The sequence below is a fragment of the Micromonospora sp. R77 genome (assembly GCF_022747945.1).
Lineage (GTDB): Bacteria > Actinomycetota > Actinomycetes > Mycobacteriales > Micromonosporaceae > Micromonospora.
In genome coordinates, this window is sequence record NZ_JALDST010000001.1 from 1,579,310 (window position 1) to 1,605,782 (window position 26,473).

Sequence of the window (26,473 nt, forward strand, 5' to 3'; positions counted from 1 at the left end):
GGCACGGCGCGGCCGTGCGGGTCAGGCCGCGGCGGAGGTCCGCACCAGGGTACGGATCTGCCGCAGCAGCACCGACAGGGCGGCCAGGTCGGCCCGGGACTCGTCGAACTCCCCCATCGCCCGGTGCGCCCGGTGGATCGAGGTGGCGTTCGCCTGCTCCCACTCCTGCACCCGCTCGTGCGGCGGCAGGCTGTCCGCCGTGGAGTCCAGGACCTCCGCGGTGAGCGCGGCCAGCGCGGCGTAGAGGTCGTAGCGCAGCGCCATCCGGGCCAGCGTCTGCCAGCGGTCCTCCCGCGGCAGCAGGGAGATCTTCGACAGCAGCGAGTCCACCCGGAACCGGTCCGACAGCACGAAGTAGACCCCGGCCACCTCGTTGACGTCCCGGCCGGTGGCCTGGGCGGTCTCCACCACGTCGAGCAGCCCGAAGCTGTACATCAGGCGGGTCGCCTGCTCGGCCAGCTCGCGCGGCAGCCCCTTCCCGGTCATCGAGTCGATGTGGGCGACGATCGCCTCCCGCTCGCTGCCGTAGAAGAGGTTCTCCAGACCGGGCAGCAGGCGGGCGACCCCGTCCCGCAGCCGGCTGATCTCCGCCGGGACGTCGATCGGCGATCGCCGGTTGGTCACCAGCCAGCGCACCGCGCGGTCGAGCAGCCGCCGGGTGTCCAGGTAGACGTTCGTCTGCAACTCCGGCGAGACCCGGTTGTCCAGCGCCTCGACCGCGTCCCAGAGGTCCCGCAGCCCGAACACCTCGCTGACCACCACGTAGGCGCGCAGCACGTCCGCCGCCGAGGCGGCCGTCTCCTCGACCACCCGGAAGACGAACGAGATGCCGCCCCGGTTGATCACCTCGTTGACCAGCACGGTGGTGACGATGTCCCGGCGCAGCCGGTGCTGGCCCATCCGGTCGGCGAAGCGCTCGCGCAGCGGCGTCGGGAAGTAGTTGACCAGGATGTCGGTCGTCCACTCCTCGTCGGCCAGCCCCTCGCCCACGATCTCCCGCTCCAGCACGATCTTGACGTACGCCAGCAGCACCGCGAACTCGGGCGCGGTCAGTCCGGACTCGGTCCGGACCGCCAGTTCCTCGTCCGGCGGCAGCGCCTCCAGCGCCCGGTCGAGCTGGCCGGCCCGCTCCAGCTCGTTGATCATCCGGCGGTGCACCGGGAGCAGCGAGGCGGCCTGCGCCTGGGCGTTGTTGATCGCCCGGGCCTGGTCGTAGTTGTCCCGCAGCACCAGCTCGGCGACCTCGTCGGTCATCTGCGCCAGCAACTCGTCCCGCTGCGGCACGTCCAGCGCCCCGTCGGCGACCGCCGTGTTCAGCAGGATCTTGATGTTCACCTCGTGGTCGGAGCAGTCCACCCCGGCCGCGTTGTCGATGAAGTCGGTGTAGATCCGGCCGCCGGTCAACGCGTACTCGATCCGGCCGAGCTGGGTGCAGCCCAGGTTGCCGCCCTCGCCGACCACCCGGCAGCGCAGGCTCTTGCCGTCCACCCGGATCGCGTCGTTGGACTTGTCCCCCACCTCGGCGTTGGTCTGCGTCGACGCCTTCACGTAGGTGCCGATGCCGCCGTTCCAGAACAGGTCCACCGGTGCGGTCAGGATCGCCTTCATCAGCTCCTGCGGCGAGAGCTGCGTGACGTCGTCGTCCAGCCCGATCGCCGCCCGGACCTGCGGGGTGAGCGGAATGGACTTCGCGGTACGCGGGAAGATGCCGCCGCCGGCCGAGATCAGCTCCGGGTCGTAGTCCTCCCAGGACGAGCGGGGCAGGTCGAACAGCCGCTTCCGCTCGGCGTACGAGGTGGCCGCGTCCGGGTCCGGGTCCAGGAAGATGTGCCGGTGGTCGAAGGCCGCCACCAACCGGATGTGCTCCGACAGCAGCATCCCGTTGCCGAACACGTCGCCGGACATGTCACCGACGCCGACCACGGTGAAGTCCTGGGTCTGGGTGTCGTGCCCCATCTCCCGGAAGTGCCGCTTCACCGACTCCCACGCACCCCGGGCGGTGATGCCCATCCGCTTGTGGTCGTACCCGGCCGAGCCGCCGGAGGCGAACGCGTCGCCCAGCCAGAAGCAGTGCGCGGCGGAGATCTCGTTGGCGATGTCGGAGAACGTCGCGGTGCCCTTGTCCGCCGCCACCACCAGGTACGGGTCGTCCGCGTCGTGCCGGACCACGTCGTCCGGCGGGACGATCCGGCCGCCGACGATGTTGTCGGTGACGTCGAGCAGCGCGCCGACGAACTCCTTGTAGCAGGCCACCGCCTCGTCCCGGTCGCCCGGCTTCTGCTTGAGCACGAAGCCGCCCTTGGCGCCCACCGGCACGATCACGGCGTTCTTCACCATCTGCGCCTTGACCAGGCCGAGCACCTCGGTACGGAAGTCCTCCCGCCGGTCGGACCAGCGCAGCCCGCCCCGGGCCACCGGCCCGAACCGCAGGTGCACACCCTCGAACCGGGGCGAGTAGACGAAGATCTCGAACTTGGGGCGCGGCGCCGGCAGCTCCGGGATCGCCTGCGGGTCCAGTTTGAACGCCACGAACGACTTCGGTCGCCCGCCCACCGGCTTCTGGTAGAAGCTGGTCCGCAGGGTGGCCTGGATCAGCGTCAGGTACGACCGCAGGATCCGGTCCTGGTCGAGACTGGCCACGTCGTCCAGTGCCTCGCCGATCGCGGCGACCAGCTCGCCGCTGCGCTGCCGGCGCTCGTCGAGCGTCTCCGGGCCGGGCGCGAACCGGGCCTCGAAGAGCTCCACCAGCAGCCCGGCGATCCGCGGGTACGCGATGAAGGTCTGCTCCATGTACTCCTGCGAGAAGACCGTGCCGGTCTGACGCAGGTACTTGGCGTACGCCCGCAGCACCACCGCCTGCCGCCAGGTCAGCCCGGCGCGCAGCACCAGCTCGTTGAAGCCGTCCACCTCGGCCTCGCCGCGCCACGCCGCCGCGAACGCGTTCTCCACGTGCGGGCGTACCTCGGCCAGCTCCTGGTGCCCCTCGGGCAGGCGCAGCCCGAAGTCGTACAGGAAGACCTGGCCGTCGATCCGGTCCACCTCGTACGGGTGCTCGTCCACCACCCGGACGCCGAGGGAGTGCAGCACCGGCAGCACGGCGGAGAGCATCATCGGCTCGCCGTACCGGTAGACCTTGAACCGGACGTCCATCGTCTCGTCGACGTCCGCCTCGCCGGCCCGCCCGGTCCGGGGCGCCAGCTGCTTGCGGAACAGGTGCATCTCGAGCTGGCCGGGCTCCTCCAGCAGCTCCAGCTTGGCCAGGTCCTTCATCGCCTCGTACGGCGTGTGCCCGTCCTTGTAGCCCTCCGGGAAGGCGTCGGCGTACCGGCTGAACAGGTGCTTGGCCTGCTCGTCGCCGAGCTTGCGCTCCAGCACCAGCCGGTAGTCGTCGTCCCACAGCCGGGTGGCGTCCGCCAGCTCCTCGGCCAGCAGGTCGGCGTCGATGTCGCCGGGCGGGTTGGTCGGGTCGGTCCGGACGATGAAGTGCACCCGGGCGAGCATCGACTCGGTGACCCGGGTGGTGTAGTCGACCCCGACCCCGTTCAGCTCGCGCAGCAGGATGTCCTGCATGCGCAGCCGGTTCTGGGTGGTGAACCGGTCCCGGGGCAGATAGATCAGGCAGGAGATGAACCGCCCGTACGCGTCCCGGCGCAGGAACACCCGCAGCTGCCGGCGACCCGCCATCCGCAGCACGCCGATCACCGCGTGGTAGAGGTCGTCGGTCTTGATCTGGAACAGCTCGTCGCGCGGGTAGGTCTCCAGGATCTGGAGCAGGTCCTTGCCGGAGTGGCTGCGCAGGCTCAGGCCCGAGCGGTCCAGCACCTCGGCGACCTTCCGCCGGACCACCGGCAGCTCCTGCACGCTGGTCCGGTACGCCGCGGTGGAGAACAGGCCCAGGAACCGCCGCTCGCCGACCACCTCGCCGGCCTCGTTGAAGATCTTGAAGCCGATGTAGTCCAGGTAGGCCGACCGGTGCACGGTGGCCCGGGAGTTCGCCTTGGTGATGATGAGCAGGCGCTTCTCCAGCACCCGCTCGTGCGCCTCCGGCGTCATCGAGTTCAGCGACCGCGCCTCCGGCGAGTCGGAGCGCAGGATGCCCAGCCCGGTGCCGAGCACCGCCTCCAACGCCTGGCCGCCGTCGGCCCCGTCGGTGTCGACCAGCCGGTATTCGCGGTAGCCGAGGAAGGTGAAGTGGTCGTGCGCCAGCCAGCGCAGCAGCTCGACCGAGTCGGTGATGTCCTTCTCCGGCACCGGCGGACGGCTGTCGGAGGTGCGGGCGGCGGCCAACTCGTCGGCGAGCGCCAGGGCCCGCTGGCGCATCTTCGGCCAGTCCTCCACGGCCTCCCGGACGTCGGTGAGCACCCGCTGCAGCTCGCGGCGCAGCTTCTCCCGCTCGGCCGGGTCCCGGACCGGGTCGATCTCGACCCGCATCCAGCTCTCGACCAGGTCACCGGCGATCGCGTCGTCCGGCTCGACGTCGGCGGAGACCTCGGTCAGCCGGCCCAGCGGCTCCCGGCGGACCACCACCAGCGGGTGCACCAGCAGGTGTACGTCGAGGTGGTGCGCGTTGAGCAGCGCGGTCACCGAGTCGACCAGGAACGGCATGTCGTCGGTGACGATCTCGACGACCGTGTGGTGCTGGTCGGCGTGCGGTTCGTGGATCCGCAGCTTCAGCTCGCCCGGTACCCGCTGCTGGGCCAGGTCACGGTGCGCCCGGGCCGCGTCGAGCATCTCCTCGGCGGTGAAGCCGATCAGCTCCTCGTCCGGCGCGAACCGCCAGAACCGGTCCACCAGGGTCGCCGCGTCGTGGTCGTCACCGGCCAGCGCGACGGCCTGGGCCACCAGGCGCTCCGCGTTGGGCACCGGCTCGTCGAGTTCGGTGTCCTCCACGTCGTCGCCCAGCGCCGGTGCCGGCAGACCGAGGTCGTAGAGGGTGTCGATACTCGAACCGGTCACCCCGGTCACTCCTGTGTCGAGATGCCCGTAGCCATCTCCGTCGGTCGCCGAATCGAAGCTGTCGTCCCGGCCGGTGTCAGCCTGCCGGAGGTCGGGTCCCGGTTTGATCGCCGGACGCCGGTCCATCGGTGCCACTCCCCTCGACCCACCGCGTTGTGGGTCACTCTGCCGCCCAGCCTAGGCCCTGCCGCTCTGTCCGTATGTCGGCGGACCACTGGCCGGACGTCCGGATCGGGACTCTGTCCTTTCACCCGTTGCGGGTCCGTGGTCGGCCGGTCGCGGAGTACCCCGTCGGGATGTTCATCACACTGACCCTGACCGCTCTTTCCGCACGTCCCGGCCGTGGCGGGGCAGTACGGAGGCCGGCGACGTACTAGCGTGCAGGGCAGTTTCGCACCGGAGGGACCGTTTCATGCCCCTGTCGTACCCCGTTCGTGGCCGCTCACCCCGCTCCCGCCGGGCGCTCGCGGCGCTGGCCGCCACCGCGCTGGCCGCCGGTGCGGTGACCGGGTGTTCCGGGGAGGACGGACCGGACAGCACCGCCGACGCCTTCCTGACCGGCTGGCGCTCCGGCGACCTCCAGGCGGTCGGCTTCGTCGACCCGACCGGGGCCCGGGTGCCGGCCGCCGACGTGACGAAGGAGATCAAGGCCCTCTCCGGTGAGCTCGCGGCCACCCCACCGCAGCTGACCCGCCGGGGTGACGCGAAGGTCACCGCGGACATCGCGACCACCCCGGTCGAGGTCGCCTGGACGCTACCCGGCGGGACCCGCTGGGCGTACGAGCGGCCGGTGCGGCTCAAGCGCGGCAAGGACGACCAGTGGCAGGTGATCTGGGAGCCGCAGATCGTCCAGGAGAAGCTGGAGGCCGGCGACCGGCTGGCCCTGCGCCGGCAACCCGGCACCCGGGCCGCGATCCTCGACGCCGCCGGTGCCCCGGTCGTCGCGCCCCGCCCGGTGGTCCGGGTCGGCGTGCAGCCCGGCGAGGTCACCGACGTCAAGGCCCTGAGCCGGCAACTGGGTGCCGCGTTCGCCGCGATCAAACCCGCGCTCACCCCGCCGGTCGACCTGTCCGACCTGCCGAAACGTCTCAGCGAGGCCGAGCCGGGCGCCTTCGTCGAAGTGGTGACGCTGCGCGAGGAGGCGTACCGGCAGATCAAGTCGCGGATCTACGACCTGCCGGGCACCAAGTTCCAGGCCGACAAGCTGGACCTCGCACCGACCCGGGAGTTCGCCCGGGCGCTGCTCGGCTCCGTCGATCCCGCCCAGGCCGACGACCTGGCGGCCCACCCCGACCGCTACGTCGCCGGTGACCTGGTCGGCCACGGCGGCCTCCAGGGTCGCTACGACGACCGGCTGCGCGGGGCCCCGGGGCTCACCGTGGTCACCGAACACCCCAAGCCCGGCGAGCCGGGCACGGCGACCGGCACCGAGGTGTTCCGCGTCGAGCCCCGGCCCGGCCAGCCGCTGAAGACCACCCTCGACGTGGCCACCCAGAACGCCGCCGACGCGGCGCTGCGCGGGGAGAAGCGCCGCTCCGCCCTGGTGGCGGTCCGGGTGGGCGACGGCGCCGTGCTGGCCGCCGCGAACGGTCCCGGCCCGGCCGGGGAGAACCTGGCCTTCACCGCCCAGGTGCCACCCGGCTCGACGTTCAAGATGGTCAGCGCGCTCGGGCTGCTGGACCGCGGCGCGGTGACCGCCGACGCGACGGTCCCCTGCCCGAAGACGTTCGTGGTGGACGGCCGGTCCTTCAAGAACTCGGACGACTTCGTCCTCGGGCCGGTCCCGTTCCGCACCGACTTCGCGAAGTCCTGCAACACCGCGTTCGCCTCGCTGGCACCGAAACTCGGCCCGGACGGGCTGGTCACCACGGGTCGTACCCTCGGTCTGGAATCGACCTGGGACCTCGGCGCGGACGTCTTCACCGGGAAGGTCTCCACCGGCGGTTCGGCCACCGAGCAGGCCGCCGCCGCGATCGGCCAGGGCACCACCGTGGTCAGCCCGCTCGCCATGGCCGGCGCCACCGCCGCCGTCGCCCGGGGCCACTGGGAGCAGCCGAAGCTGGTGCTCGACCCCGCCCCGCAGCAGCCGGCCGCGGCCGGACCGCAGCTCAGGCCCGAGTCCGTCACGGCCCTGAAGACCATGATGCGCGAGGTGGTCACCGCCGGCACCGGCAGCGCGCTGAAGGACGTCCCCGGCCAGCCGGTGTACGGCAAGACCGGCACCGCCGAGTACGACAACAACCCGGCCCACACCCACGCCTGGTTCGTCGGCTGGCAGGGTGACGTGGTGTTCGCGGTCTTCGTCGAGCAGGGCGGCTCCAGCACCACCAGCGCGGTCCCCATCGCCGAACGCTTCCTCCGCGCCCTCCCGCCCCGCTGACCCGCCCCGGCACCCCTCGCCCACCCGGAGCCCGCGTCCCACGACCGCCGCGCCTGCGCACCGCGCGGGCCTGCTCGTTACGCAAGACCGTGCTCGCACGTGGAAGTAGTGGCCTCGTCGTCGCAGCGAGAGCACTACTTCCGGGGTCGAGCGCGATCTTGAAGCGGCGGGCCGCGCGATGCTCAGGCGATGTCGAGGCCGGGCTTCGACGGGGTCGGGCCGCCGGTGGGGGTGGTCGCCTCGTCCTCAACGGGCACCCGGCGCAGCAGTCCCGGCCCGGCCGACGCGGCGGGTTCGTCCGACCCGCCATGTGCCTCGCCGGAAACCCGGCGCAGCAGTCCCGGCCCGACCGACGCCGGCGGGCCGACGGGCTCGGGAGCCTCGGGCAGCGCCTCTCCGCCCCTCGGCGCGAGCAGGTCGGGGTCGGTGGCGCCCGACCGGCCACCGGCCTCGGTCGACGGCAACGAGCCGCCCCGCTCCCCGGTACCCACCGGAACCGGAGCACCCCCGGGAGCCGGAACGACCCCGGGAGCCGGGGCCACCGCAGGAGCCGGGGCCACCGCGGGGACCGGAGCGACCGGCGGCAGGACCGCGCGTTCGGCCGGGCGCCCGTTGCTCCGCCGGGGTGAGGGCGCAGCCGGCAGCAGCCGGGGCGGTACGGCGGCCGGGGCGGAGACCGGCGCCAGCCCCGCCACCACGGTGTTGACGATCTCGGCCGCGTACGACCCGTCGGGGTCGTAGTCGGGGTCGAAGACGGTGAGCTCGACGCCGAGGCAGTGCGGGGTGTCCACCAGGCCGGCGAGCAGGATCTCCAGCTCGGCGAAGGCGATGCCGCCCGGGTCGGGGGCGTCGACCGCCGGCATGACGGCGGGGTCGAGCACGTCCACGTCGATGTGCACCCAGTAGCCGGCGCAGTCGGCGAGCTGCTCGTGCGCCCACTGGGCGGTCCGCGCGGCGCCCTCCGCCCGCAGTGCCGGCACCGGCCGGGTGGTGATCCCGGCGGCCTGGAGGTCGAGCCGGTACTCGTCCTGGGCCCGGATGCCGAGGACCACCACGTCGACGTCGCGGAAGTAGGGGCGGCGGCCCTCGATGGCGGCCAGGTCGGCCTGTCCCCGCCCGGTCACCAGGGCCAGGTCCTCCCCGGCCGCCGCGCCCACGTACGAGGCGTTGCCGGGGTGCCGGAAGTCGGAGTGACCGTCGACGAAGACCAGCCCGATCCGGCCGCCGACCGCCTCACCGAGCCGGTGCATGGCCAGTGCCGAGCCGAGCAGCACCGAGCAGTCGCCGCCGAGCACCAGTGGGAACTCGCCGCGGTCGATGATGGCGCCGATCCGGTCGGCCAGCGTGACCGAATAGCCGGAGATCTCCCGGGCGTGGCAGACGCCGTCGCCGGGGCGCCAGTCACCCGGGTCGTACCGGGGCGGGGTGAGGCAGCCGGCGTCGCGGGCCCGCAGCCGGGCGAGCAGCTCGTGGTCGCGCAGCGCGCCCGGGGCCTTGGCGCAGCCGGGCACCGAGGTGGCGGTGGGCGGCCGCAGGCCGAGGTTGGTGGGCGCGTCGAGGACGGCGATCCGGCGCATCATGGGCTCCCGTCCTCGATGGTGGGCGGGCCGGCCGGAACGCCGGCCCGCGCTGACGTGCGTGGACTCAGAACAGGGCGCTGGCCAGGGCCCGGCGCGCCGAGGCGACGGCGGGGTCCTCCGGTCCGGCGATGGTGAAGAGGCTGACCAGGTGCTGGCGTACCTTTTCCCGGTCGTCGCCGGCGGTCCGCCGGACCAGGCCGACGAGCCGGCGGTAGGCCTGCTCGGCCATGCCGCTGAGCACCTCGATGTCGGCGGCGAGGAGCTGCGCCTCGACGTCGTCGGGGCGCCCTCGGCGGCGGTGAGCGCGGCCTGCGGGTCGGCGCCGGCGACCCGGCGGGCCAGGCCGACCTGGGCGAGGCCGGCCTCGGCCGCCGCGTCCGCCGGGGTCTCGGCCAGGATCTTCTTGTACGCCCGCTCGGCGGCGTCCAGGTCGCCGCTCATCAGCGCGTCGTCGGCCTCGTCGAGGCGGGGGTCCTCCGGCTCGGTGACGGCGACGCCGCCGGCCTTGAGCACCGCACCGATCCACTGGCGGAGCTGGGCCTCCGGCACCACGCCGGAGAAGGCGTCGATCGGCTGGCCGCCGACCACCGCGTAGACCATCGGGATGCCCTGCACCCGGAACATCTGGGCGATCCTCGGGTTGGCGTCCACGTCGACCTTGGCCAGCACCCACGCGCCGTCGCCCTCGGCGGCGAGCCGCTCCAGCACCGGGGAGAGCTGCTTGCACGGCTCGCACCACTCGGCCCAGAAGTCGACGATCACCGGGGTGCTGAGGGATCGCTCCAGCACCTCCGACTGGAATGTCGCCTCGGACACGTCGATCACGGCCACCCCGCCGCCGCCGGCGGGTGCGCCCGGAAGGCCGGTGGGCGGCCCGGACTGGGTCGGTGTGGTGGGACGGGCAGGGGCCGGAGTGCTGCGCAGCGCGCTGAGGTCGACCGCGCCGCGGGTGAAGATCGACGAGGTGATCCGTGGGTCGCTCATGGTTACCTAGTCTCGCACGTGTGCCGCGCAACTCAGATCAACCGCGACGGCGACAGTTGCAACTCTCACGCCTGGCCAGATGCAAGGAGGGGCCCCTTGTTAACACCCGTCTGTTAACAAGGGGCCCCTCCTTGTCGTCAGAAGCGGGCGGGCTCGCGGTAGACGCCCCACTCGGCGCGCAGCGCGTCGCAGATCTCGCCGAGGGTGGCCTCGGCGCGGACCGCGTCGAGCATGGCGGGGATCATGTTGCCGTCGGTCCGGCCGACCTCGACCATGCGGGCGATGGCGGCCTTGACCGCCGCGTCGTCCCGGGCGGTCTTGCGCTCGGCCAGCACCCGGCGCTGCTCCAGCTCCACCTCGTGCGAGATGCGCAGGATCTCCAGGTCCTTGGCGAGGGTGCCGGTGTGGCAGTTGACCCCGACGATCCGCTTGTCGCCCTTCTCCAGCGCCTGCTGGTAGACGAAGGCGGACTCGGCGATGTGGCCGGTGAACCAGCCGTCCTCGATGCCGCGCAGGATGCCGGAGGTCATCGGGCCGATCTGGTGCGGGCCCTCGCCACCGAGCTGGCGGATCCGGGCGAAGATCTCTTCCGCCTCCGCCTCGATGGAGTCGGTGAGCGCCTCGACGTACCAGGAGCCGCCGAGCGGGTCGGCCACGTTGACCACGCCGGTCTCCTCCATCAGCACCTGCTGGGTACGCAGGGCGATCTCGGCGGACTCGTCGGTGGGCAGCGCGAGGGTCTCGTCCAGGGCGTTGGTGTGCAGCGAGTTGGTGCCGCCGAGCACCGCGGCCAGCGCCTCGACGGCGGTGCGGACCACGTTGTTGACCGGCTGCTGGGCGGTCAGCGACACTCCGGCGGTCTGCGTGTGGAACCGCAGCCAGAGCGCCTTCTCGCTGGTGGCCCCGTAGACGTCGCGCAGCCAGCGGGCCCAGATCCGGCGGGCCGCGCGGAACTTGGCGATCTCCTCGAAGAAGTCCACGTGGGAGTCGAAGAAGAAGCTCAGGCCGGGGGCGAAGACGTTGACGTCCAGCCCGCGCGACAGGCCCAGCTCGACGTACCCGAACCCGTCGGCGAGGGTGTACGCCAGCTCCTGCGCGGCGGTCGCGCCGGCCTCGCGGATGTGGTAGCCGGAGACGGAGAGCGGCTTGTAGCGCGGGATCTCGGCGGCGCAGTACTCCATCAGGTCGCCGATGAGGCGCAGGTGCGGCTCGGGGTCGAAGAGCCACTCCTTCTGCGCGATGTACTCCTTGAAGATGTCGGTCTGCAGCGTGCCGTCCAGCCTGGACAGGTCGGCGCCCTGCCGCTCGGCGGCGACCAGGTACATGCAGAAGACCGGCACGGCCGGACCGGAGATGGTCATCGAGGTGGTCACGCCGGCCAGGTCGATGCCGTCGAAGAGCACCTCCATGTCGGCGGCCGAGTCGATGGCCACGCCGCAGTGCCCGACCTCGCCGAGCGCCTGCGGGTCGTCCGAGTCGCGGCCCATCAGGGTGGGCATGTCGAAGGCGACGGAGAGCCCCCCGCCGCCCGCGCCGAGGATCATCTTGTAGCGCTCGTTGGTCTGCTGGGCGTTGCCGAAGCCGGCGAACTGCCGGATGGTCCAGGTCCGCCCGCGGTAGCCGGTCGGGTGGAGCCCCCGGGTGTACGGGAACTCGCCCGGCCAGCCGATCCGCTCGAAGCCCGGGTACGCGGTGCCCTCGGGCGGGCCGTACACCGGCTCCACGGGCGTTCCGGACAGGGTGGTGAAGTCGGCGTCCCGCTTGCGCGCGGCGTCGTACCGGGCCTGCCAGCGTGCCCGTCCGGCGGCGATCTCGTCGGCGTTCATGCGCGGGGCTCCTCCTCGAGTCCTCGACTGGACCCCGAGTGTAGAACGACAACCTGAACGATCGCTAAGGCAACTCACTCACCCACCCCCCCTTGTGCCCTCCCCTCGCCCACCAGCCGCAGCGGATGCGCCGGGCCACCACGCCCGGCGACCGGGTCCTGGCCTACGTGGCGGCCAACCTCCACCTGGTCGCCAAGGGCGAGCACGGGGTCGTCCGCGGGCTGTCGGCGATCGCCTCCCCGGAAGTGCTCGCCGAGCCCAGCGGTCGGCTCCACGAACAGCTGCGCGCCCCGCTCGTGGCGGCCCTCGCCGAGCACGGCGCACCCGACCCGACCGGCACCGCCGAACTCATCCAGGCGATCGTCTACACCGCCTCCTACATGATCGAGAACTGCGTCGGGGAGGCCAAGGCCCGCTCGCTCGCGCGTGGGCTGCTGGAGCCGTACCTGCGGCAACCGACCGGCTGACCGCAAACGTCCCCGGGCGGCGGAATCCGGTCGTCCCATTCGGAACGGTGCGGTCCGGATCAGGTGTAGAGCACCAGGTGCCAGTGCGGCGTGTGGGTGGCGGAATAGTTGCACGCGTAGTCGCGGTACGGCGAGTTCGGCTGATCGACCGCATTGCTTCCAGCCTGGTAGCAGGCGGTGCTGGAGGTGAACCAGCCGCCGTTCACCGTGCTGGCGCTCGCGGCTGCCGCCGTCGTCGCCAACGTCAGCGACACGGCGCCGACGACGAGCGCGCCGGAAACGCCGAGCCGGGTGGCCATTGTTCCGATTCTAGTCACGGTATGCCTTTCCTGCCTCGATTCGGAGACCGCGCCCCGCGCGACAGAATGCGTCCGGGTCCGAGATCAGTTCGTCGTTCCTGTATACACGGGTACATCGCGGCATTCAAGACTGGCAATGCGTCGCCCGTGAAAGGAAGGTGGCGTCCACCGCCGTCCGGCTCACCACCCCGGGTCGGACAGGGTGGTGAAGTCCGCGTCCCGCCTGCGCGCGGCGTCGTACGGGCCTGCCCGCGCGCTCGTCCGGCGGCGATCTCGTCGGCGTTCATCCGCGGGGCTCCTCCTCGGCTCCTCGCCTGGAGTCCGCTTGTGGAACGCCTGCCTGAACGATCGCCAAGGATGTTCGTACCGGCCGGTAACCGGGTCAGGTCGAGGGCACCGCCGGACCGCCCAGGGCCACGTCGTCCACCCGGATGTTGATCTCGTCGACCCGCAGCCCGTACGCCTCGACCGCCGACGTCACCGCGGCCCGGACGCCGTCGGTCACCTCGGGCACCGGCCGGCCGCCGTCGATCACCAGCACCAGGTTGACCACGGCGGCCCCGTTCGTGACGTGCGCCGAGCAGCCCCGCCGCGCGTCGCCCACCTGGTCCAGCCCGACCCGGTCGAGCACCGCGTTGAAGAACCGGGCCACGTCGCCGCCCAGCTCGGCCACCCCGGGCACCGACTTCGCGGCGGCCACCGCGATCTTCTCCACCACCTCGTCGGAGACGTGCGTCGCGCCGCCCGCCACCGCGCTCGGCACCACCGACAGCTCCTGGGTCGCCTCGTCCGCCATGCTCTCCCCACAACGTCGCACCGCCCCACGGGTGCCGTGAGGCGGTGCGAGCGTACTAGGTGGACGGCGCGTTCAGGAGCCGAGCTGCGCCAGCAGTTCGTCGGCCGCCGCGTACGGGTCGAGTGCGCCCTGCGCCACCTTCGCGGCGAGCGTCGGCAGTTCCGTACCGTCGCGCAGCGAACCGATCCGGGCGCGCAGCGCGCCGAGCGCGATGGCCTCGATCTCGGCGGCGGCCCGCGTCTCCCGGCGGCGGCGCAGCTCGTCGTGCTGCTCCAGCCAGCCGCGGTGCTTGTCGATGGCGGCGGCGATGTCGTCGATGCCCTCGCCCCGGGCGGCGATCGACCGGACCACCTGCGGTCGCCACTCCCCCGGGCCGCGCTCGCCCAGCGCGATCATGCCCTGGATGTCGCGGACGGTGGCGTCGGCGCCGTCCCGGTCGGCCTTGTTGACCACGAAGACGTCGGCGATCTCCAGGATGCCGGCCTTGACCGCCTGGATCGCGTCGCCCATGCCGGGGGCGAGCAGCACCAGCGTGGTGTCCGCGAGGGAGGCCACCTCGACCTCCGCCTGGCCGACGCCGACGGTCTCCACCAGCACCACGTCGCAGCCGGCGCCCTCCAGCACGCGGACCGCCTGCGGCGTCGCCGCGGAGAGCCCGCCGAGGTGGCCCCGGCTGGACATCGAGCGGATGTAGACGCCCGGGTCGGTGGCGTGGTCCTGCATCCGGACCCGGTCGCCGAGGATCGCCCCGCCGGTGAACGGGCTGGACGGGTCGATGGCCAGCACCCCGACCCGGTGGCCGCGCGCCCGCAGCGCCCGGACCAGCTCGTTGGTGGTGGTGGACTTGCCCACGCCCGGCGAGCCGGTCAGGCCGACCACCTGGGCCTGGCCGGCGTACGGCGCGAGGGCCGCCGCGACCTGCGGCAGCACCTCGTCGCCGGACTCGACCAGGGTGATCAGCCGGGCCACCGCGCGGGGGTCACCGTCGCGGGCCCGTTCCACCAGCATGGGTACGTCCCGACTGCGGCGCACCGATCCGGTGGCCGCCGTCGGGGCGTGGTCGACCGCTTCGCTCACTGCACCACTCTCGCTCAGTACCGCCGAGGCTCGCCGGACGGGGTCGTCACTCGGTCTCGGCACCGGTGGGCACGTGAATGATCAGCGCGTCGCCCTGACCGCCGCCGCCGCAGAGCGCCGCCGCGCCGGTGCCGCCACCGCGCCGCTTCAGCTCCAGCGCGAGGGTGAGCACCAGCCGGGCCCCGGACATGCCGATCGGGTGGCCCAGTGCGATCGCGCCGCCGTTGACGTTGATCTTGTCGGTGCTGATCCCGAGGTCCCGCGCGGACTGGATGCCGACCTGCGCGAACGCCTCGTTGATCTCGATCAGGTCGAGGTCGTCGACGCTCAGGCCGCCCTTCTTCAGGGCGTGCTGGATGGCGTTGGACGGCTGCGAGTGCAGGGAGTTGTCCGGGCCGGCCACGTTGCCGTGCGCGCCGATCTCGGCGAGCCAGGTCAGCCCCAGCTCCTTGGCCTTCGCCTTGCTCATCACGACCACCGCGGCGGCGCCGTCGGAGATCGGCGAGGAGCTGCCGGCGGTGATGGTGCCGTCCTTGGCGAACGCCGGGCGCAGCTTGGCCAGCGACTCGGCGGTGGTGTCCGGGCGGATGCCCTCGTCCTCGCTGATCACCAGCGGGTCGCCCTTGCGCTGCGGGATGATCACCGGGGTGATCTCGTCGGCGAAGTGGCCGTTCTTCTGGGCGGCGGCGGCGCGCTGGTGGCTGGCGGCGGAGAAGGCGTCCTGCTCCTCGCGGGTGATGCCGTGCTTCGCGCCGAGCCGCTCGGTGGACTCGCCCATCGAGCAGCAGTCCCAGGCGTCGGTGAGCCCGTCGAGGGCCATGTGGTCGGAGATCGTGACGTCGCCGTACTTGTAGCCGGTGCGCTGGCCGCGCAGCAGGTGCGGGGCGTTGGTCATCGACTCCATGCCGCCGGCCACCACGATGTCGAACTCGCCGGCCCGGATGAGCTGGTCGGCCAGGGCGATCGCGTCCAGGCCGGAGAGGCAGACCTTGTTGATGGTCAGCGCCGGCACGGACATCGGGATGCCCGCCTCCACGGCCGCCTGGCGAGCCGGGATCTGGCCGGTGCCGGCCTGGAGCACCTGTCCCATGATCACGTACTGCACCTGGTCGGGGGCGACGCCGGCCCGCTCCAGTGCGGCCTTGATGGCCACCCCGCCGAGCTTCGTCGCCGGGAGGTCCTTGAGGTTGCCGAGCAGGCGCCCCATGGGGGTCCGCGCGCCGCTGACGATCACCGAAGCCATTGCCTGCCTCCGAGGGGGGTGCCGACCTGTACGCCTTAACGATTGTTCGGTCAGACTAGCGCCATGGCTGAGAACTCCCCCGTCGAGCCCGCTGCGGACTACGTCACAGACATCGGGCTGCGCCGCATCGACCACGTCGGGATCGCCGTCGCCGACCTGGACGCCGCGATCGACTTCTACCGCCGCACCTTCGGGATGCGCTGCGTACACACCGAGACGAACGCCGAGCAGGGCGTCCGGGAGGCGATGCTGGCCGTCGGCCCGACCGCCGAGGGCGGCTACCTGCAGCTGCTCGCCCCGCTCTCCCCGGAGTCCACCATCGCGAAGTTCCTGGACCGCAACGGGCCGGGGGTGCAGCAGGTCGCGTACACGGTGGCGGACATCGACGCGGCCTGCAAGGCGCTGCGCGACCGGGGCGTCCGGGTGCTCTACGAGACCCCGAAGCGCGGCACCGCCGGCTCCCGGGTCAACTTCGTCCACCCGAAGGACGCCGGCGGCGTCCTGGTCGAACTGGTCGAGCCCGCCGACCACTGACCCCCGCCGCGCTCGGCAACGGGTGCGTTTCTGGTCGCTCGGACGACCGGAGACGCACCCGTTTGCCGTCACCGCGGAGTTCGTCGGGAGCTGGCGGGACGGACAGCTTCCCGAACAGTGGGAAGAGGCGCGGCAGTGCGCGGTTCCGCGTTCCCACGGACAGCTCCACGCATCGGTCGATGCAGTTTTTCACACAGGACTTCCGACCCTAGCTACCGTTCAGTAACGTCCGCCCTCACAGGAGCGGCGACCGGTGCGGATGTGTCGATCACCGACATGGCGGTCCCGGCGTACCGGCGCCGACTATGGCAGCACCGCCCCCGCCCGACGCGGGTGCGGAGGAACGGGAGGGCACCGTGCAGGACATCCTCGAAGCGATCATGGCGGCGGAGGGCTCGGCGCAGCCGGAGCGGGAACTCGCCGGCCTCGCCGGCCTGCCGGTACCGGAGAGCTACCGCGGCGTGGTCGTCCGCGCGGAGGACACCCGGATGTTCGACGGGATGGCCACCCGCGACAAGGACCCGCGCAAGGCGCTGCACGTCCAGGAGGTGCCCACCCCGGAGCTCGCCCCGGGCGAGGCCCTGGTCGCGGTGATGGCCAGCGCCATCAACTACAACACGGTCTGGACCAGCATCTTCGAGCCGATGTCCACCTTCAAGTTCCTCCAGCGCTACGGCCGGCTCTCCGAGCTGACCCGCCGGCACGACCTGCCGTACCACGTGGTCGGGTCGGACGCGGCCGGCGTGGTGCTGCGGACCGGGCCGGGCGTGACGAAGTGGAAGGCCGGCGACGAGGTGGTCGCGCACTGCCTCTCCGTCGAGCTGGAGGACTCGGCCGGCCACGACGACACCATGCTCGACCCGCAGCAGCGGATCTGGGGCTTCGAGACCAACTTCGGCGGCCTCGCCGAGCTGTGCGTCGTCAAGGCCAACCAGCTGATGCCGAAGCCGCGCCACCTGAGCTGGGAGGAGGCCGCCAGCCCGGGGCTGGTCAACTCCACCGCGTACCGGCAGCTGGTCTCGCACCACGGGGCCAACATGAAGCAGGGCGACGTGGTGCTGATCTGGGGCGCCTCCGGCGGCCTGGGCGGCTACGCCACCCAGATGGCGCTCAACGGCGGGGCGATCCCGGTCTGCGTGGTCTCCTCGCCGGAGAAGGCCGAGCTGTGCCGGTCGATGGGCGCCGAGCTGGTCATCGACCGCTCCGCCGAGGGCTTCCGGTTCTGGAAGGACGAGCAGACCCAGGACCAGGACGAGTGGCGCCGCTTCGGCGAGCGGATCCGGGAGCTGACCGGCGGCGAGGACCCGGACATCGTCTTCGAGCACCCCGGCCGGGAGACCTTCGGCGCCAGCGTCTATGTCGCGAAGAAGGGTGGCACCATCGTCACCTGCGCCTCCACCAGCGGCTTCATGCACCAGTACGACAACCGCTATCTCTGGATGCACCTCAAGCGGATCGTCGGCAGCCACTTCGCCAACTACCACGAGGCCTGGCAGGCCAACCGGCTCGTCGCGCTGGGCCAGATCCACCCGACGGTGTCCAAGACCTATCCGCTGGAGCAGACCGGCCAGGCCGCGTACGAGGTGCACCGCAACGCGCACCAGGGCAAGGTCGGGGTCCGCTGCCTCGCCCCGACCGACGGTCTCGGCGTACGGGACACCGGGCTGCGCTCCCGGCACGAGACGGCGATCAACCGGTTCCGGGGCCACTGATCCGACCGGGTGACCCCGGCGTGACCATTGCGGTGAGCGGGCCAATCCCTTTCCACCGCACCGGGAGACCATTCGAGTGAGTCGGCGACAAAGGGCCGCGGGGCAGGTCCCCGCGGCCCTTTTCCCGGTCACCCGGAGTATCGACCGACCCGCCCGGGAGCTGCCAAGATCGCCGTTCGGTCCGGTCCCGGCGGGCATGGTGAGTTGACCATGTAATGAGGACACGAAAGCTCCGGACCGCTCTTGCGAAGCACCCCGGGGGGTCTGGGAGTATGTCCCAATGCCCCAGCAGCAGTCCTCCCCTCTTGCGTTCTTCGATAACGCGAACTCGCAGCCCGATTTCACCGTTGGCCTGCGCGGCTACAACACCGGTCAGGTCGATGACTTCATCGGTCGGCTGACCGCCGCGCTGACCCAGTCCGAGCAGGCCCGCGCCGAGGCCGAGCAGCGGATGAACGACGCCCAGCGTCGGCTCCGGCAGGCCGAGCAGCGGCAGAGCGGGCTGGAGCAGAAGCTCGCCGACACCAACAAGCAGCTCGAGGAGAACAGCCGGCCCACCCTCTCCGGCCTCGGCACCCGGGTCGAGCAGATCCTCCGGCTGGCCGAGGAGCAGGCCAACGACCACCGCAACGAGGCCAAGCGGGAGTCGGAGGGCATCCTCTCCGCCGCCCGCCTCGAGGCCCGCGAGATCACCGACAAGGCGCGCGCCGAGGCGGCCGCCATGAAGGCCACCGCCGAGCGGGAGGCCGGCAACGTCCGGACCACCGCCGAGCGGGAGGCCGCCGAGGTCCGGGTGCAGGCCCGCCGCGAGGCCGACACGCTGCGCGCCGACGCCGACCGGGAGACCAAGCAGCTGCGTACGGTCACCGCGCACGAGGTGGCCGAGCTGAAGTCCACCGTCGAGCGTGAGGTCGCCACCCTCCGGGCCACCGCCGAGCGGGAGATCACCCAGCAGCGGGCGAAGGCCGCCCGGGAGGCCGAGGAGAAGCGCGCCGAGGCGACCAAGCTGCTCACCGACGCCCGCGACAAGCGCGACAAGGACCTCCAGGCCCTGGAGCTCCAGCTCGCCGAGCGGCGGGAGAAGGCCGAGCGCGAGGAGTCGGAGCGGCACGCCGCCCAGGTCGCGCAGACCCAGAAGCTGGTCGGCGAGGCCGAGCAGCGGGCCCGGGCCGCCCAGGAGCGGGCCAAGGAGATCGAGCAGCGGGCCGAGGCCCGCCGGGTCGAGTCGGAGCGCACCGCCAACGAGACGGTCGAGAAGGCCAAGGCGCTGGCCGAGAAGACCCTCAACGAGGCCAAGGCCGAGTCGCAGCGCCTGCTCAGCGAGGCCCGCACCGAGGCCGAGCTGACCACCCAGGCCGCCCGCCGCGAGGTCGAGGACCTCACCCGGCAGAAGGACGCGGTCACCTCCCAGCTCGGCCAGATGCTCTCCGGTCTCGCCGGCATCGTGCCGGGCGTCCCGGCGGCCCCGGCCAAGGCCGAGCCGGCCAAGGCGGAGGGTACCGAGAAGCGGGTCGCCGCCGAATCCGCCAGCTGAGCACCACCCGCAGCGGGGCATGAGCCACGGCGCGGGGTGACACCGGGTGACCGGTGGATCCCCGCGCCGTCATGCGTTCCCGGGTCCGTTACGTCGCATCAGTGAAGTAGCTCCCAACAGGGCCGTCCGTATCGCCCCAGCAGAGCCGGATGCGTGTGAGGATGGGGGCATGTCGCACGGCGAGGAACTGTTCGCTCTCTCCGGGGACGTGACCACGGAGCCCAGCTTCGAGTCCGCTCTGAAGGGGTACGCGAAACGACAGGTCGACCGGTACGTCGCTCGCGCGGAACACGAGATCGCAACCCTCACCGCCGAGCGGGAGCAGGCGTACACCCAGATCCACAAGCTGGCCGGGCAGGTCGAGGTGCTGCAACGCGACCTCGCCCAGGTGCGCAAGCAGGTGGGCGTGGTGGACCGGGCCTCGTTCCGGCATCTCGGGCCCCGGGTGGAGCAGATTCTCGCGATGGCCGAGGAGCAGGCCGACGACATCGTGGCCGCCGCCAACGAGGAGATCGAGGCACGCCGGGCCGCCGCCGAGCACATCATCGCCGAGGCCCGGGAGCAGGCCGCCCAGGCCCTCAAGGACTTCGAGATCGCCCTCGCCGCCCGGCGGGCCGAGGAGGAGCGGCACACCGCCGCCCGCAAGGCCGAGGCGGAGTCCACCCTCAAGGCCGCCAAGGAGCAGGCCGGCAAGCTCCGCAAGGACGCCGCCGACGAGGCGACCGCCCTGCGCCGGACCGCCCAGGAGGCGCTGGCCAAGGCGCAGCAGGAGGCCACCCAGCTCCGGGACACCGCCAAGGAGATCCACGCCCGCGCCCAGCAGGAGTCCGCCCGGCTGCGCGAGGCGGCCAAGGAGGCACTCGCCAAGGCCCAGCAGGAGGCCACCCAGCTCCGCGAGGCGGCCAAGGAGGTGCACGCCAAGGCCCAGCAGGAGGCGAAGCGGCTCACCGACTCCGCCGCCGAGGCCGGCCGGGCCACCCACGCCAAGGCGCTCCAGGAGGCCAAGAAGATCGTCGACGACGCGGAGGAGGCGGCGAAGGCCACCCGCGGCCGGGCCCGGACCGAGGCCAACCGGCTGACGACCGAGGCCGCCGAGGCCGGCAAGCGCAACCGGGCCGAGGTCGAGGCGTACGTCCAACGGATGCGGAGCGAGACCGAGGCGTACGTGCAGCAGGCCCGGGCGCAGACCCAGCAGGAGCTGGGCGCCTGGCGGGCCGGGGTGGAGCAGGAGGTCAACTCCCGGCGGGAGGCGGCCGACAAGGAGCTGGCCCAGCGCCGCGCCGCCGCCGAGCAGGAGTTCGCCAAGCGCCGCGACGAGCTGGACAAGCAGCACAGCACCCGGCACGCCGAGCTGGAGAAGCTGCACACGAGCCGGCAGGCCGAGTTGGAGCAGGCGTACACGGCCCGCCGGCACGAGATCGAGCAGGGGGCCGAGGCGATCCGCCAAGCCGCCGAGGCCGACGCGACGACCCTGCGGCAGCGGGCCGAGGACGAGTCCGCCGAGCTGCTGCGCCGGGCCGAGGCCGAGGCGGGCGACCGGCGCCGCAAGGCCGACGAGCACGTCGCCGCGTCCCGCCGCCAGTTCGAGGAGTACGCGGCCACCACGCAGCAGCACCTGGCCACCACCCAGCAGCACCTTGCCGCCACCCAGCAGGAGGTGGCCGCCGGCCGGCAGCAGCTCGCCCAGGTGATGCTGGAGATCGCCCAGGCCCAGCAGGAGCTGGCCGACCTGCGGACCGAGACGTGGAAGTCCCGGCAGGAGTCGGACGAGCTCCAGCGCAGACTGGCCGAGCTCCAACTCCAGGGGACCACCGGGAAGCCCGGTGCCGGCCTCGCGGCCACTCCCGTCTCGGCGGACGGCGTCGGCAGGAAGGCGGGCACCGGGACCAAGGAGCCCGCCACCGGGGCGAAGGAGCCGGTCACCGCGACCAGGGAGGCCACCGGGAAGGAGACCGGCGCCGCGGCGCCGGTCGCCGACGCGGGGAAGGCGCGGCCGGTCGGCGAGCCGGTGACCACGATGGACGGCGCCGGCGCGACCGCCGGGGTGGACGGTGAGCCGACGGTGGCCGCCGTGCCCGGTGAGGGCGGCCGGGGCGCCACTCCCACGAAGATCACCAGCACCGGTGAGAACGGCAAGCGGCCGACGAAGCCCACCGTCGACGAGCGCAGCGCCAAGCCGAGCACCGTCACCGTCGAGTCCGACTGATTTCGCCGACCCTCGGCCTGCCGAAGACCGGTCGAGGGCTCGGGCCGCCAGGTCGACGGAGGCCGCCCTCGGGCTCATCCTCCGCGAGGGGGTCCTCCCCCGGCAGGAGTCCCGCTGAGCCTCAGCCGGCCTGGCGCTGCTGCGGCCCGGGGACCGGGGTGTCCGCGAAGGAGGCGACCGTCCGGTCCGCGTACGCGCTGACGTCGCCGGTCTCCACCGGGCCGTCCCAGGTGGTCGGCAGGGGCACCGGCACCGCCGGGTTGACCCGGCGGACGATCTCGTCGAGCACGGTCTCCGCGTCGCCGACCCAGAGGTGCTTGGCACCGGGCACCCCGACCACCTCGGCCTGCGGCACCGCCGCGAACCGCTCCCGCGCCTCGTCGGGGCGCAGGTAGTCGTCGAACTCGGGCACCAGCGCGGTGAGCGGCTTGCCGCTGGAGGCCCACTGGGTCAGGTCGTCCGGCGCGGAGTAGCGCAGCGGCGGGGAGAGCAGGATCGCGCCGGCCACCGCCGGGTCGCAGCCGTACTTCAGGGTCAGGTCGGTGCCGAACGACCAGCCGACCAGCCAGATGTTCGGCAGCTCGGCGAACTCCGCGTACTCGATGGCGGCGGCGACGTCGAAGCGCTCGCCGACCGCGTTGTCGAAGGCGCCCGCGCTGGTGCCGCGGACGCTGCTGGTGCCCCGGGTGTTGAACCGGAGCACGGCCAGGTCGGCCAGGGCGGGCAGCCGCCAGGCCGCCTTGCGGAACACGTGGCTGTCCATCATCCCGCCGTGGGTGGGCAGCGGGTGCAGGCAGACCAGGGTGCCGGCGGGCTCCCGGTCCAGCGGCCGGGCCAGCTCACCGACCAGCGTCAGCCCGTCGGCGGTGTGCAGCTCGATGTCCTCCCGGTGACCGGGCAGGATCGTCGACGCGCGGATCGGTGTGCTCACCGTCCCAGTCTCGCGCGTCACCGCCCGCGCCGCCCGCCCGGGCGGAAACCGGGTGATCCAGATCGCTCAGCCGTGCCGGGGAGCGCCCCGACCGCGCTGGATCACCGGCCCGCGCCGGTCCCGGGCCCGCCAGCAGCCGCTGTGCCAGTGCCGCCGGTCGGTGAGGTCACCCCGGTCGTCCGCCGGCCAGGCCACCAGGTGCGGCACGCCGGGGCGGATCTCCTGGTCACAGCCGGGACAACGGTACGTCTTGGTCGACGCCCCGCCGCTGATCCCGCGTACCTGCCAGTCGCCGTCGCGCCACTGCTGCACGGTGGGCACGCCCTGGCGGGCCCGGTCGGAGTCCAGCTGGGTGGTCTCGTCCCGGCGGGGGCGGTTGCGACGGGGGCTCACGGTCACCAAGCGTACGGGCCGGCGGCGGGACCGGCCCGGGTCGGGCGGGTCCCGCCGAGGCGGCTGGCGTCAACCCCAGGTCTCCGGGCGGGTCGGGTCGCCGGCCACCTGCGCGCCGGCCAGGACGGCCGCCGCGTCCAACTCGGTGAAGCCGGGGGTCGGCCAACCGTACTCGGCCGTGAGGCGTGCCTTCGGGAAGCCGAGCAGCTCCAGCCGCTTGAGGTCACCCAGGGCGTACCGGACGGCCGGCCGCCCGTTGATGGCGGTGTCCCCCTTCCTCGGCGAGTCGGCCAGGCCGACCGCGTACCGGTAGGTGACGCCCATCCGCTCCTCGGCGGGGCCGGTGATGGTGAACCGGGCGGTCAGCAGGTTCGGGAAGGTGCTCGCGTCGACCGCGCAGGCGGTGACGTGCGCGCCGGCCGGCAGGGAGCTCAGCCGCAGCGGCCCGCCGCAGCGCCGGGCCTCGGTCAGCCGGAGCGCACCGGCCACGGCGCGCAGACCCGCGTCGTCGGACGCCCGAACGGTGGCGCGGGCGTACACCCCGGGGGCGGGGCGCCACAACCGGACCTGGAGCGCCCCGCCGTCGCCGGCCACCTGGACCCGCCGACCGTCGAACGCCGAGTCGAGGGCCAGCCGGGACACGTCCACCGGCATCCCGTCGAGGCTGTACCGCCGCAGCGCCGTCGCCGAACGGGCCAGCTCCAGGGTGACCGGCTGCCCCACGCCGAGGTCGAGCCGGACCGCCTCCACCTCCTGCTCGACCTGCCAGGCCAGGTAGCGGCCCTTGGCGGGGGCGATGCCGAAGTGCAGCACCCCCGGGTCGGTGCCGACCACCTGCGGTGCGGCGGCGGCCCCGGCGCGGCCGGGAACACCGGTGGCACCGGGTTCGGCGCGGCCGGGGTCACCGGCCCGGCTCCGGTGCGCAGCCGGTCCACGCCGGGCAGCCCCGGGCCGGCGGTCAGGCCGGCCCCGAGCACCGCCACCAGCGCGAGGCCGCCGCCGGCCACGGCGAGCCGCCGGTGCCGCCGGGCCGCCCGCCGGCCACCGCCCGCGCGGTGAGCCGGTCGATGTCCACCGGGCGCTCGGCGCGCTCCCGCAGGGTACGAAGGATCTGCTGGTCGAGGTCGGTCACGGCCGGCTCCCGTGGGTCATCGGGGCGCCGACGCGCTCCCGGAGATGGGCGAGCGCCCGCATCGCGTGGGTGCGGACGGTGACCGGGGAGCAGTCGAGGATCTGCGCGATCGTCGGGTCGTCGAGGTCCTCGTAGTAGCGCAGCACCAGCACGGCGCGCTGCCGGTCGGGCAGGCCGAGGATGAGCCGCCACAGCTCGTCCCGCTCGACCGTCTCGTCGTCGAGGTGGCCGCGCTGCGCCCGGTCCTCGAACGTGGCGGTGGCCACCTCACGGCTGGACCGGCGCCGCCACCACGAGGCGTTCGCGTTGACCAGCATCCGCCGGACGTAGACGTCGGGCCGGTCGGCCCGGTCGATCTTCCGCCAGTGCACGTACGCGCGGGCCAGCACGTCCTGGGTCAGGTCCTCGGCCCGGTGCTCGTCGCCGGTCAGCAGCCGGGCCAGGCGGATCAGGGCCGGGCCGCGGCTGCCGACGTACTCCTCGAAGGTCACACCCTCATGACGCCGTCACCGGCGTGCGGCGTTGACCCGGGTCAGCGGTTGGTGTGGTCGCGGAAGCCGCGACCGCTCTTGCGGCCGAGGTAGCCGGCCGTGACCAGGTGCTCCAGCAGCGGCGCGGGGGCGAAGCCCGGCTCCCGCAGCTCCAGGTAGAGCTCCCGCTGGATGGCCAGCGAGACGTCCAGGCCGACGACGTCGAGCAGTTCGAACGGCCCCATCGGGTAGCCACAGCCGAGCTTCATCGCGTGGTCGATGTCGTCGGCGGTGGAGTAGCTCGCCTCCAGCATCTTCACCGCGTCGTTCAGGTACGGGAAGAGCAGCGCGTTGACGATGAAGCCGGACCGGTCGCCGCAGACCACGCCGGTCTTGCCGAGCGCCGCGCAGACCGCGCGGGCGGTGGCGGTGGTCTCCGCCGAGGTGCGGATGGTCTGCACCACCTCGACCAGCGGCATGATCGGCGCCGGGTTGAAGAAGTGCAGGCCGACCACGTCGGCGGGGCGCTGGGTGGCCATCGCGACGTCGATCACCGGCAGCGACGAGGTGGTGGTGGCGAGCACGACGCCCGGCTTGCAGATCTCGTCCAGGCTGGCGAAGAGGGCCTTCTTGACGCTCAGCTCCTCGACCACCGCCTCGACCACCAGGTCGACGTCGGCGAGGTGGTCCAGCGTGGCGGACCAGTTGATCCGGCCGAGTGCCGCGTCCCGGTCGGCCTCGCTGAGCTTGCCGCGTACCACGCCCTTGTTGAGCGAGGTCTTCACCGTCTCGAAGACCTTGGCGGACTTCTCCGCGCCCCGGGTCACCGAGACGACCTCGTAGCCGGCCTTCGCGAAGACCTCGATGATGCCGGTGGCCATCGTGCCGGAGCCGACCACGCCGACCTTCGCGATGGCCCGCGCGCCGTCGGCGAGCGCGGGCCCCGTCGTGGTCGGGGTCTGCTCGTCGGGTACGACCCTCGGCGAACCGGGCTTCTCGTAGGTGTAGAAGCCCCGGCCGGACTTCCGGCCGAGCAGCCCGGCGGTGACCATCTGCTTGATCAGCGGCACCGGGGCGTGCCGGCGGTCCCGCCCGCCGCGCCGGTACATGGTGTCCAGGATCTCGTAGGCGGTGTCCAGGCCGATCAGGTCCATCAGCGCGAGCGGGCCCATCGGCAGCCCGCAGCCGAGCTTCATCGCGGCGTCGATGTCCTCGCGGGTGGCGTACCTGCCCTCGAACATGCTCACCGCGTGGTTGAGGTAGCCGAAGAGCAGCGCGTTGGCGATGAAGCCGGCGCGGTCGCTGATCGTGACGTCGACCTTGCCGAGCCGCTCGCACAGCGCCTCGACGTCGGCCACCACGTCGGCGGAGGTGACCACCGTGCGGACCACCTCGACGAGCTTCATCACCGGCGCCGGGTTGAAGAAGTGGATGCCGATGACCTGGTGGGGCCGGGTGGTGGCGACCGAGATCTCGGTGACGCTCAGCGACGAGGTGTTGGTGGCGAGGATGGCCTCGGGCTTGCAGACCCGGTCCAGCTCGGCGAAGATCCGCTGCTTCAGGTCGAGCTGCTCGGGGACCGCCTCGATCACCAGGTCGACCGAGTGCAGCGCGTCCAGCCCGACCTGGAAGTCGACCCGGGCGTGCAGGGCGTCCCGGTCCGCCTCGGCGAGCTTGCCCTTGGCGACGGCCCGGTCCGTGGAGCCCTTCAGGGTGGCCCGGCCGCGCTCCAGCGCGTTCGCCGAGATCTCCACGGCCACCACGTCGACGCCGTTGCGGGCGAAGACCTCGACGATGCCGGCACCCATGGTGCCCAGACCCACCACACCGACGCTGGTGAACTCGCGCGCCACGACCGGCCTCCCAGAAAGCTCCGCGCCGCCGACATGAACGGCCGCTAAGGTTATGCGCCGGAGTCTGCCACGTGACGCTGGGTTGTCGAGACGCCGTGGG

Annotated in this window: 18 protein-coding genes and 2 pseudogenes; 6 read left to right on the top strand and 14 right to left on the bottom strand. The window is 72.7% G+C overall.

Features of this window, described 5'->3' with window-relative positions; genetic code table 11:
* Positions 1-21: 21 nt before the first annotated feature.
* A complete protein-coding gene (locus MRQ36_RS07190) occupies positions 22-5,082 on the bottom strand; it encodes an NAD-glutamate dehydrogenase (protein ID WP_242794033.1) in 5,061 nt (1,686 codons plus the stop codon).
* Positions 5,083-5,368: 286 nt separating this feature from the next.
* Here MRQ36_RS07190 and MRQ36_RS07195 point away from each other — a divergent pair, with 286 nt between their 5' ends.
* The gene (locus MRQ36_RS07195) at positions 5,369-7,336 is read left to right on the top strand and encodes a penicillin-binding transpeptidase domain-containing protein (RefSeq protein WP_242794035.1); all 1,968 of its coding nucleotides are present in this window, start codon (positions 5,369-5,371) and stop codon (positions 7,334-7,336) included.
* Positions 7,337-7,782: 446 nt separating this feature from the next.
* On the opposite strand, the pseudogene MRQ36_RS07200 reads toward MRQ36_RS07195, so the two are convergent.
* The 3 genes and pseudogenes from MRQ36_RS07200 to MRQ36_RS07210 all read right to left on the bottom strand — a co-directional run.
* A pseudogene (locus tag MRQ36_RS07200) lies at positions 7,783-8,916 on the bottom strand (arginase family protein); the annotation flags it as partial.
* Positions 8,917-8,980: 64 nt separating this feature from the next.
* Positions 8,981-9,900, bottom strand: a pseudogene (locus MRQ36_RS07205) (tetratricopeptide repeat protein).
* Positions 9,901-10,037: 137 nt separating this feature from the next.
* Positions 10,038-11,726 carry a methylmalonyl-CoA mutase gene (locus MRQ36_RS07210; protein ID WP_242794036.1) on the bottom strand — a complete coding sequence of 563 codons (1,689 nt, stop codon included), beginning with the start codon at positions 11,724-11,726 and terminating at the stop codon, positions 10,038-10,040.
* A gap of 92 nt (positions 11,727-11,818) precedes the next feature.
* On the opposite strand from MRQ36_RS07210, the gene MRQ36_RS07215 reads away from it, so the two are divergent.
* The gene (locus tag MRQ36_RS07215) at positions 11,819-12,193 is read left to right on the top strand and encodes a hypothetical protein (RefSeq protein ID WP_242794038.1); all 375 of its coding nucleotides are present in this window, start codon (positions 11,819-11,821) and stop codon (positions 12,191-12,193) included.
* Positions 12,194-12,252: 59 nt separating this feature from the next.
* On the opposite strand, the gene MRQ36_RS07220 is transcribed toward MRQ36_RS07215, so the two are convergent.
* The 4 genes from MRQ36_RS07220 to MRQ36_RS07235 all read right to left on the bottom strand — a co-directional run bounded on the left by MRQ36_RS07220 (position 12,253) and on the right by MRQ36_RS07235 (position 15,608).
* On the bottom strand, positions 12,253-12,492 hold the full coding sequence (locus MRQ36_RS07220; protein WP_242794040.1) for a hypothetical protein: 240 nt from the start codon (positions 12,490-12,492) through the stop codon (positions 12,253-12,255).
* A gap of 382 nt (positions 12,493-12,874) precedes the next feature.
* Positions 12,875-13,288 (bottom strand): Asp23/Gls24 family envelope stress response protein, encoded by a 414-nt coding sequence (locus tag MRQ36_RS07225; RefSeq protein WP_242794042.1) that lies wholly within the window; start codon positions 13,286-13,288, stop codon positions 12,875-12,877.
* Between the two features lie 72 nt (positions 13,289-13,360).
* Positions 13,361-14,296: a methylmalonyl Co-A mutase-associated GTPase MeaB gene (meaB, locus tag MRQ36_RS07230; protein WP_278187953.1), complete on the bottom strand. Its 936-nt coding sequence runs from the start codon at positions 14,294-14,296 to the stop codon at positions 13,361-13,363.
* A gap of 115 nt (positions 14,297-14,411) precedes the next feature.
* Positions 14,412-15,608 (bottom strand): acetyl-CoA C-acetyltransferase, encoded by a 1,197-nt coding sequence (locus MRQ36_RS07235; protein WP_242794046.1) that lies wholly within the window; start codon positions 15,606-15,608, stop codon positions 14,412-14,414.
* Between the two features lie 63 nt (positions 15,609-15,671).
* Between MRQ36_RS07235 and mce the strand changes: the two genes are divergently transcribed.
* The 4 genes from mce (at position 15,672) to MRQ36_RS07255 (ending at position 21,594) form a co-directional block, all read left to right on the top strand.
* Positions 15,672-16,142 carry a methylmalonyl-CoA epimerase gene (mce, locus tag MRQ36_RS07240; RefSeq protein WP_242794048.1) on the top strand — a complete coding sequence of 157 codons (471 nt, stop codon included), beginning with the start codon at positions 15,672-15,674 and terminating at the stop codon, positions 16,140-16,142.
* Between the two features lie 356 nt (positions 16,143-16,498).
* Positions 16,499-17,854 (top strand): crotonyl-CoA carboxylase/reductase, encoded by a 1,356-nt coding sequence (ccrA, locus tag MRQ36_RS07245; protein ID WP_242800900.1) that lies wholly within the window; start codon positions 16,499-16,501, stop codon positions 17,852-17,854.
* A gap of 280 nt (positions 17,855-18,134) precedes the next feature.
* A complete protein-coding gene (locus tag MRQ36_RS07250) occupies positions 18,135-19,388 on the top strand; it encodes a DivIVA domain-containing protein (protein WP_242794050.1) in 1,254 nt (417 codons plus the stop codon).
* Positions 19,389-19,557: 169 nt separating this feature from the next.
* Positions 19,558-21,594 (top strand): hypothetical protein, encoded by a 2,037-nt coding sequence (locus tag MRQ36_RS07255; RefSeq protein ID WP_242794052.1) that lies wholly within the window; start codon positions 19,558-19,560, stop codon positions 21,592-21,594.
* A 121-nt stretch (positions 21,595-21,715) separates the two neighbouring features.
* Here the strand turns inward: MRQ36_RS07255 and MRQ36_RS07260 are convergent, their stop codons facing one another.
* The 6 genes from MRQ36_RS07260 to MRQ36_RS07285 form a co-directional block, all read right to left on the bottom strand.
* On the bottom strand, positions 21,716-22,525 hold the full coding sequence (locus tag MRQ36_RS07260) for an alpha/beta hydrolase (protein WP_242794054.1): 810 nt from the start codon (positions 22,523-22,525) through the stop codon (positions 21,716-21,718).
* Between the two features lie 66 nt (positions 22,526-22,591).
* Positions 22,592-22,918 carry a hypothetical protein gene (locus MRQ36_RS07265; protein ID WP_242794056.1) on the bottom strand — a complete coding sequence of 109 codons (327 nt, stop codon included), beginning with the start codon at positions 22,916-22,918 and terminating at the stop codon, positions 22,592-22,594.
* Positions 22,919-22,987: 69 nt separating this feature from the next.
* Positions 22,988-23,752 carry a hypothetical protein gene (locus MRQ36_RS07270; protein WP_242794058.1) on the bottom strand — a complete coding sequence of 255 codons (765 nt, stop codon included), beginning with the start codon at positions 23,750-23,752 and terminating at the stop codon, positions 22,988-22,990.
* Between the two features lie 124 nt (positions 23,753-23,876).
* Entirely contained in the window at positions 23,877-24,050 is a 174-nt protein-coding gene (locus tag MRQ36_RS07275) for a hypothetical protein (protein ID WP_242794059.1), read from the bottom strand.
* The gene (locus tag MRQ36_RS07280) at positions 24,047-24,541 is read right to left on the bottom strand and encodes a SigE family RNA polymerase sigma factor (protein ID WP_242794061.1); all 495 of its coding nucleotides are present in this window, start codon (positions 24,539-24,541) and stop codon (positions 24,047-24,049) included. The genes MRQ36_RS07275 and MRQ36_RS07280 overlap by 4 nt, the downstream gene beginning before the upstream one ends.
* A 41-nt stretch (positions 24,542-24,582) precedes the next feature.
* On the bottom strand, positions 24,583-26,373 hold the full coding sequence (locus tag MRQ36_RS07285; protein WP_242794063.1) for a 3-hydroxyacyl-CoA dehydrogenase family protein: 1,791 nt from the start codon (positions 26,371-26,373) through the stop codon (positions 24,583-24,585).
* Between the last annotated feature and the right edge of the window lie 100 nt (positions 26,374-26,473).

What these genes read in the sequence shown, in the direction of transcription:
- MRQ36_RS07190 (WP_242794033.1), bottom strand. Translation starts at nt 5,082, where the DNA reads ATGGACCGGCGTCCGGCGATCAAACCGGGACCCGACCTCCGGCAGGCT.
- MRQ36_RS07195 (WP_242794035.1), top strand. Translation starts at nt 5,369, where the DNA reads ATGCCCCTGTCGTACCCCGTTCGTGGCCGCTCACCCCGCTCCCGCCGG.
- MRQ36_RS07210 (WP_242794036.1), bottom strand. Translation starts at nt 11,726, where the DNA reads ATGAACGCCGACGAGATCGCCGCCGGACGGGCACGCTGGCAGGCCCGG.
- MRQ36_RS07220 (WP_242794040.1), bottom strand. Translation starts at nt 12,492, where the DNA reads ATGGCCACCCGGCTCGGCGTTTCCGGCGCGCTCGTCGTCGGCGCCGTG.
- MRQ36_RS07225 (WP_242794042.1), bottom strand. Translation starts at nt 13,288, where the DNA reads ATGGCGGACGAGGCGACCCAGGAGCTGTCGGTGGTGCCGAGCGCGGTG.
- meaB (WP_278187953.1), bottom strand. Translation starts at nt 14,296, where the DNA reads ATGCTGGTGGAACGGGCCCGCGACGGTGACCCCCGCGCGGTGGCCCGG.
- MRQ36_RS07235 (WP_242794046.1), bottom strand. Translation starts at nt 15,608, where the DNA reads ATGGCTTCGGTGATCGTCAGCGGCGCGCGGACCCCCATGGGGCGCCTG.
- mce (WP_242794048.1), top strand. Translation starts at nt 15,672, where the DNA reads ATGGCTGAGAACTCCCCCGTCGAGCCCGCTGCGGACTACGTCACAGAC.
- MRQ36_RS07250 (WP_242794050.1), top strand. Translation starts at nt 18,135, where the DNA reads ATGCCCCAGCAGCAGTCCTCCCCTCTTGCGTTCTTCGATAACGCGAAC.
- MRQ36_RS07255 (WP_242794052.1), top strand. Translation starts at nt 19,558, where the DNA reads ATGTCGCACGGCGAGGAACTGTTCGCTCTCTCCGGGGACGTGACCACG.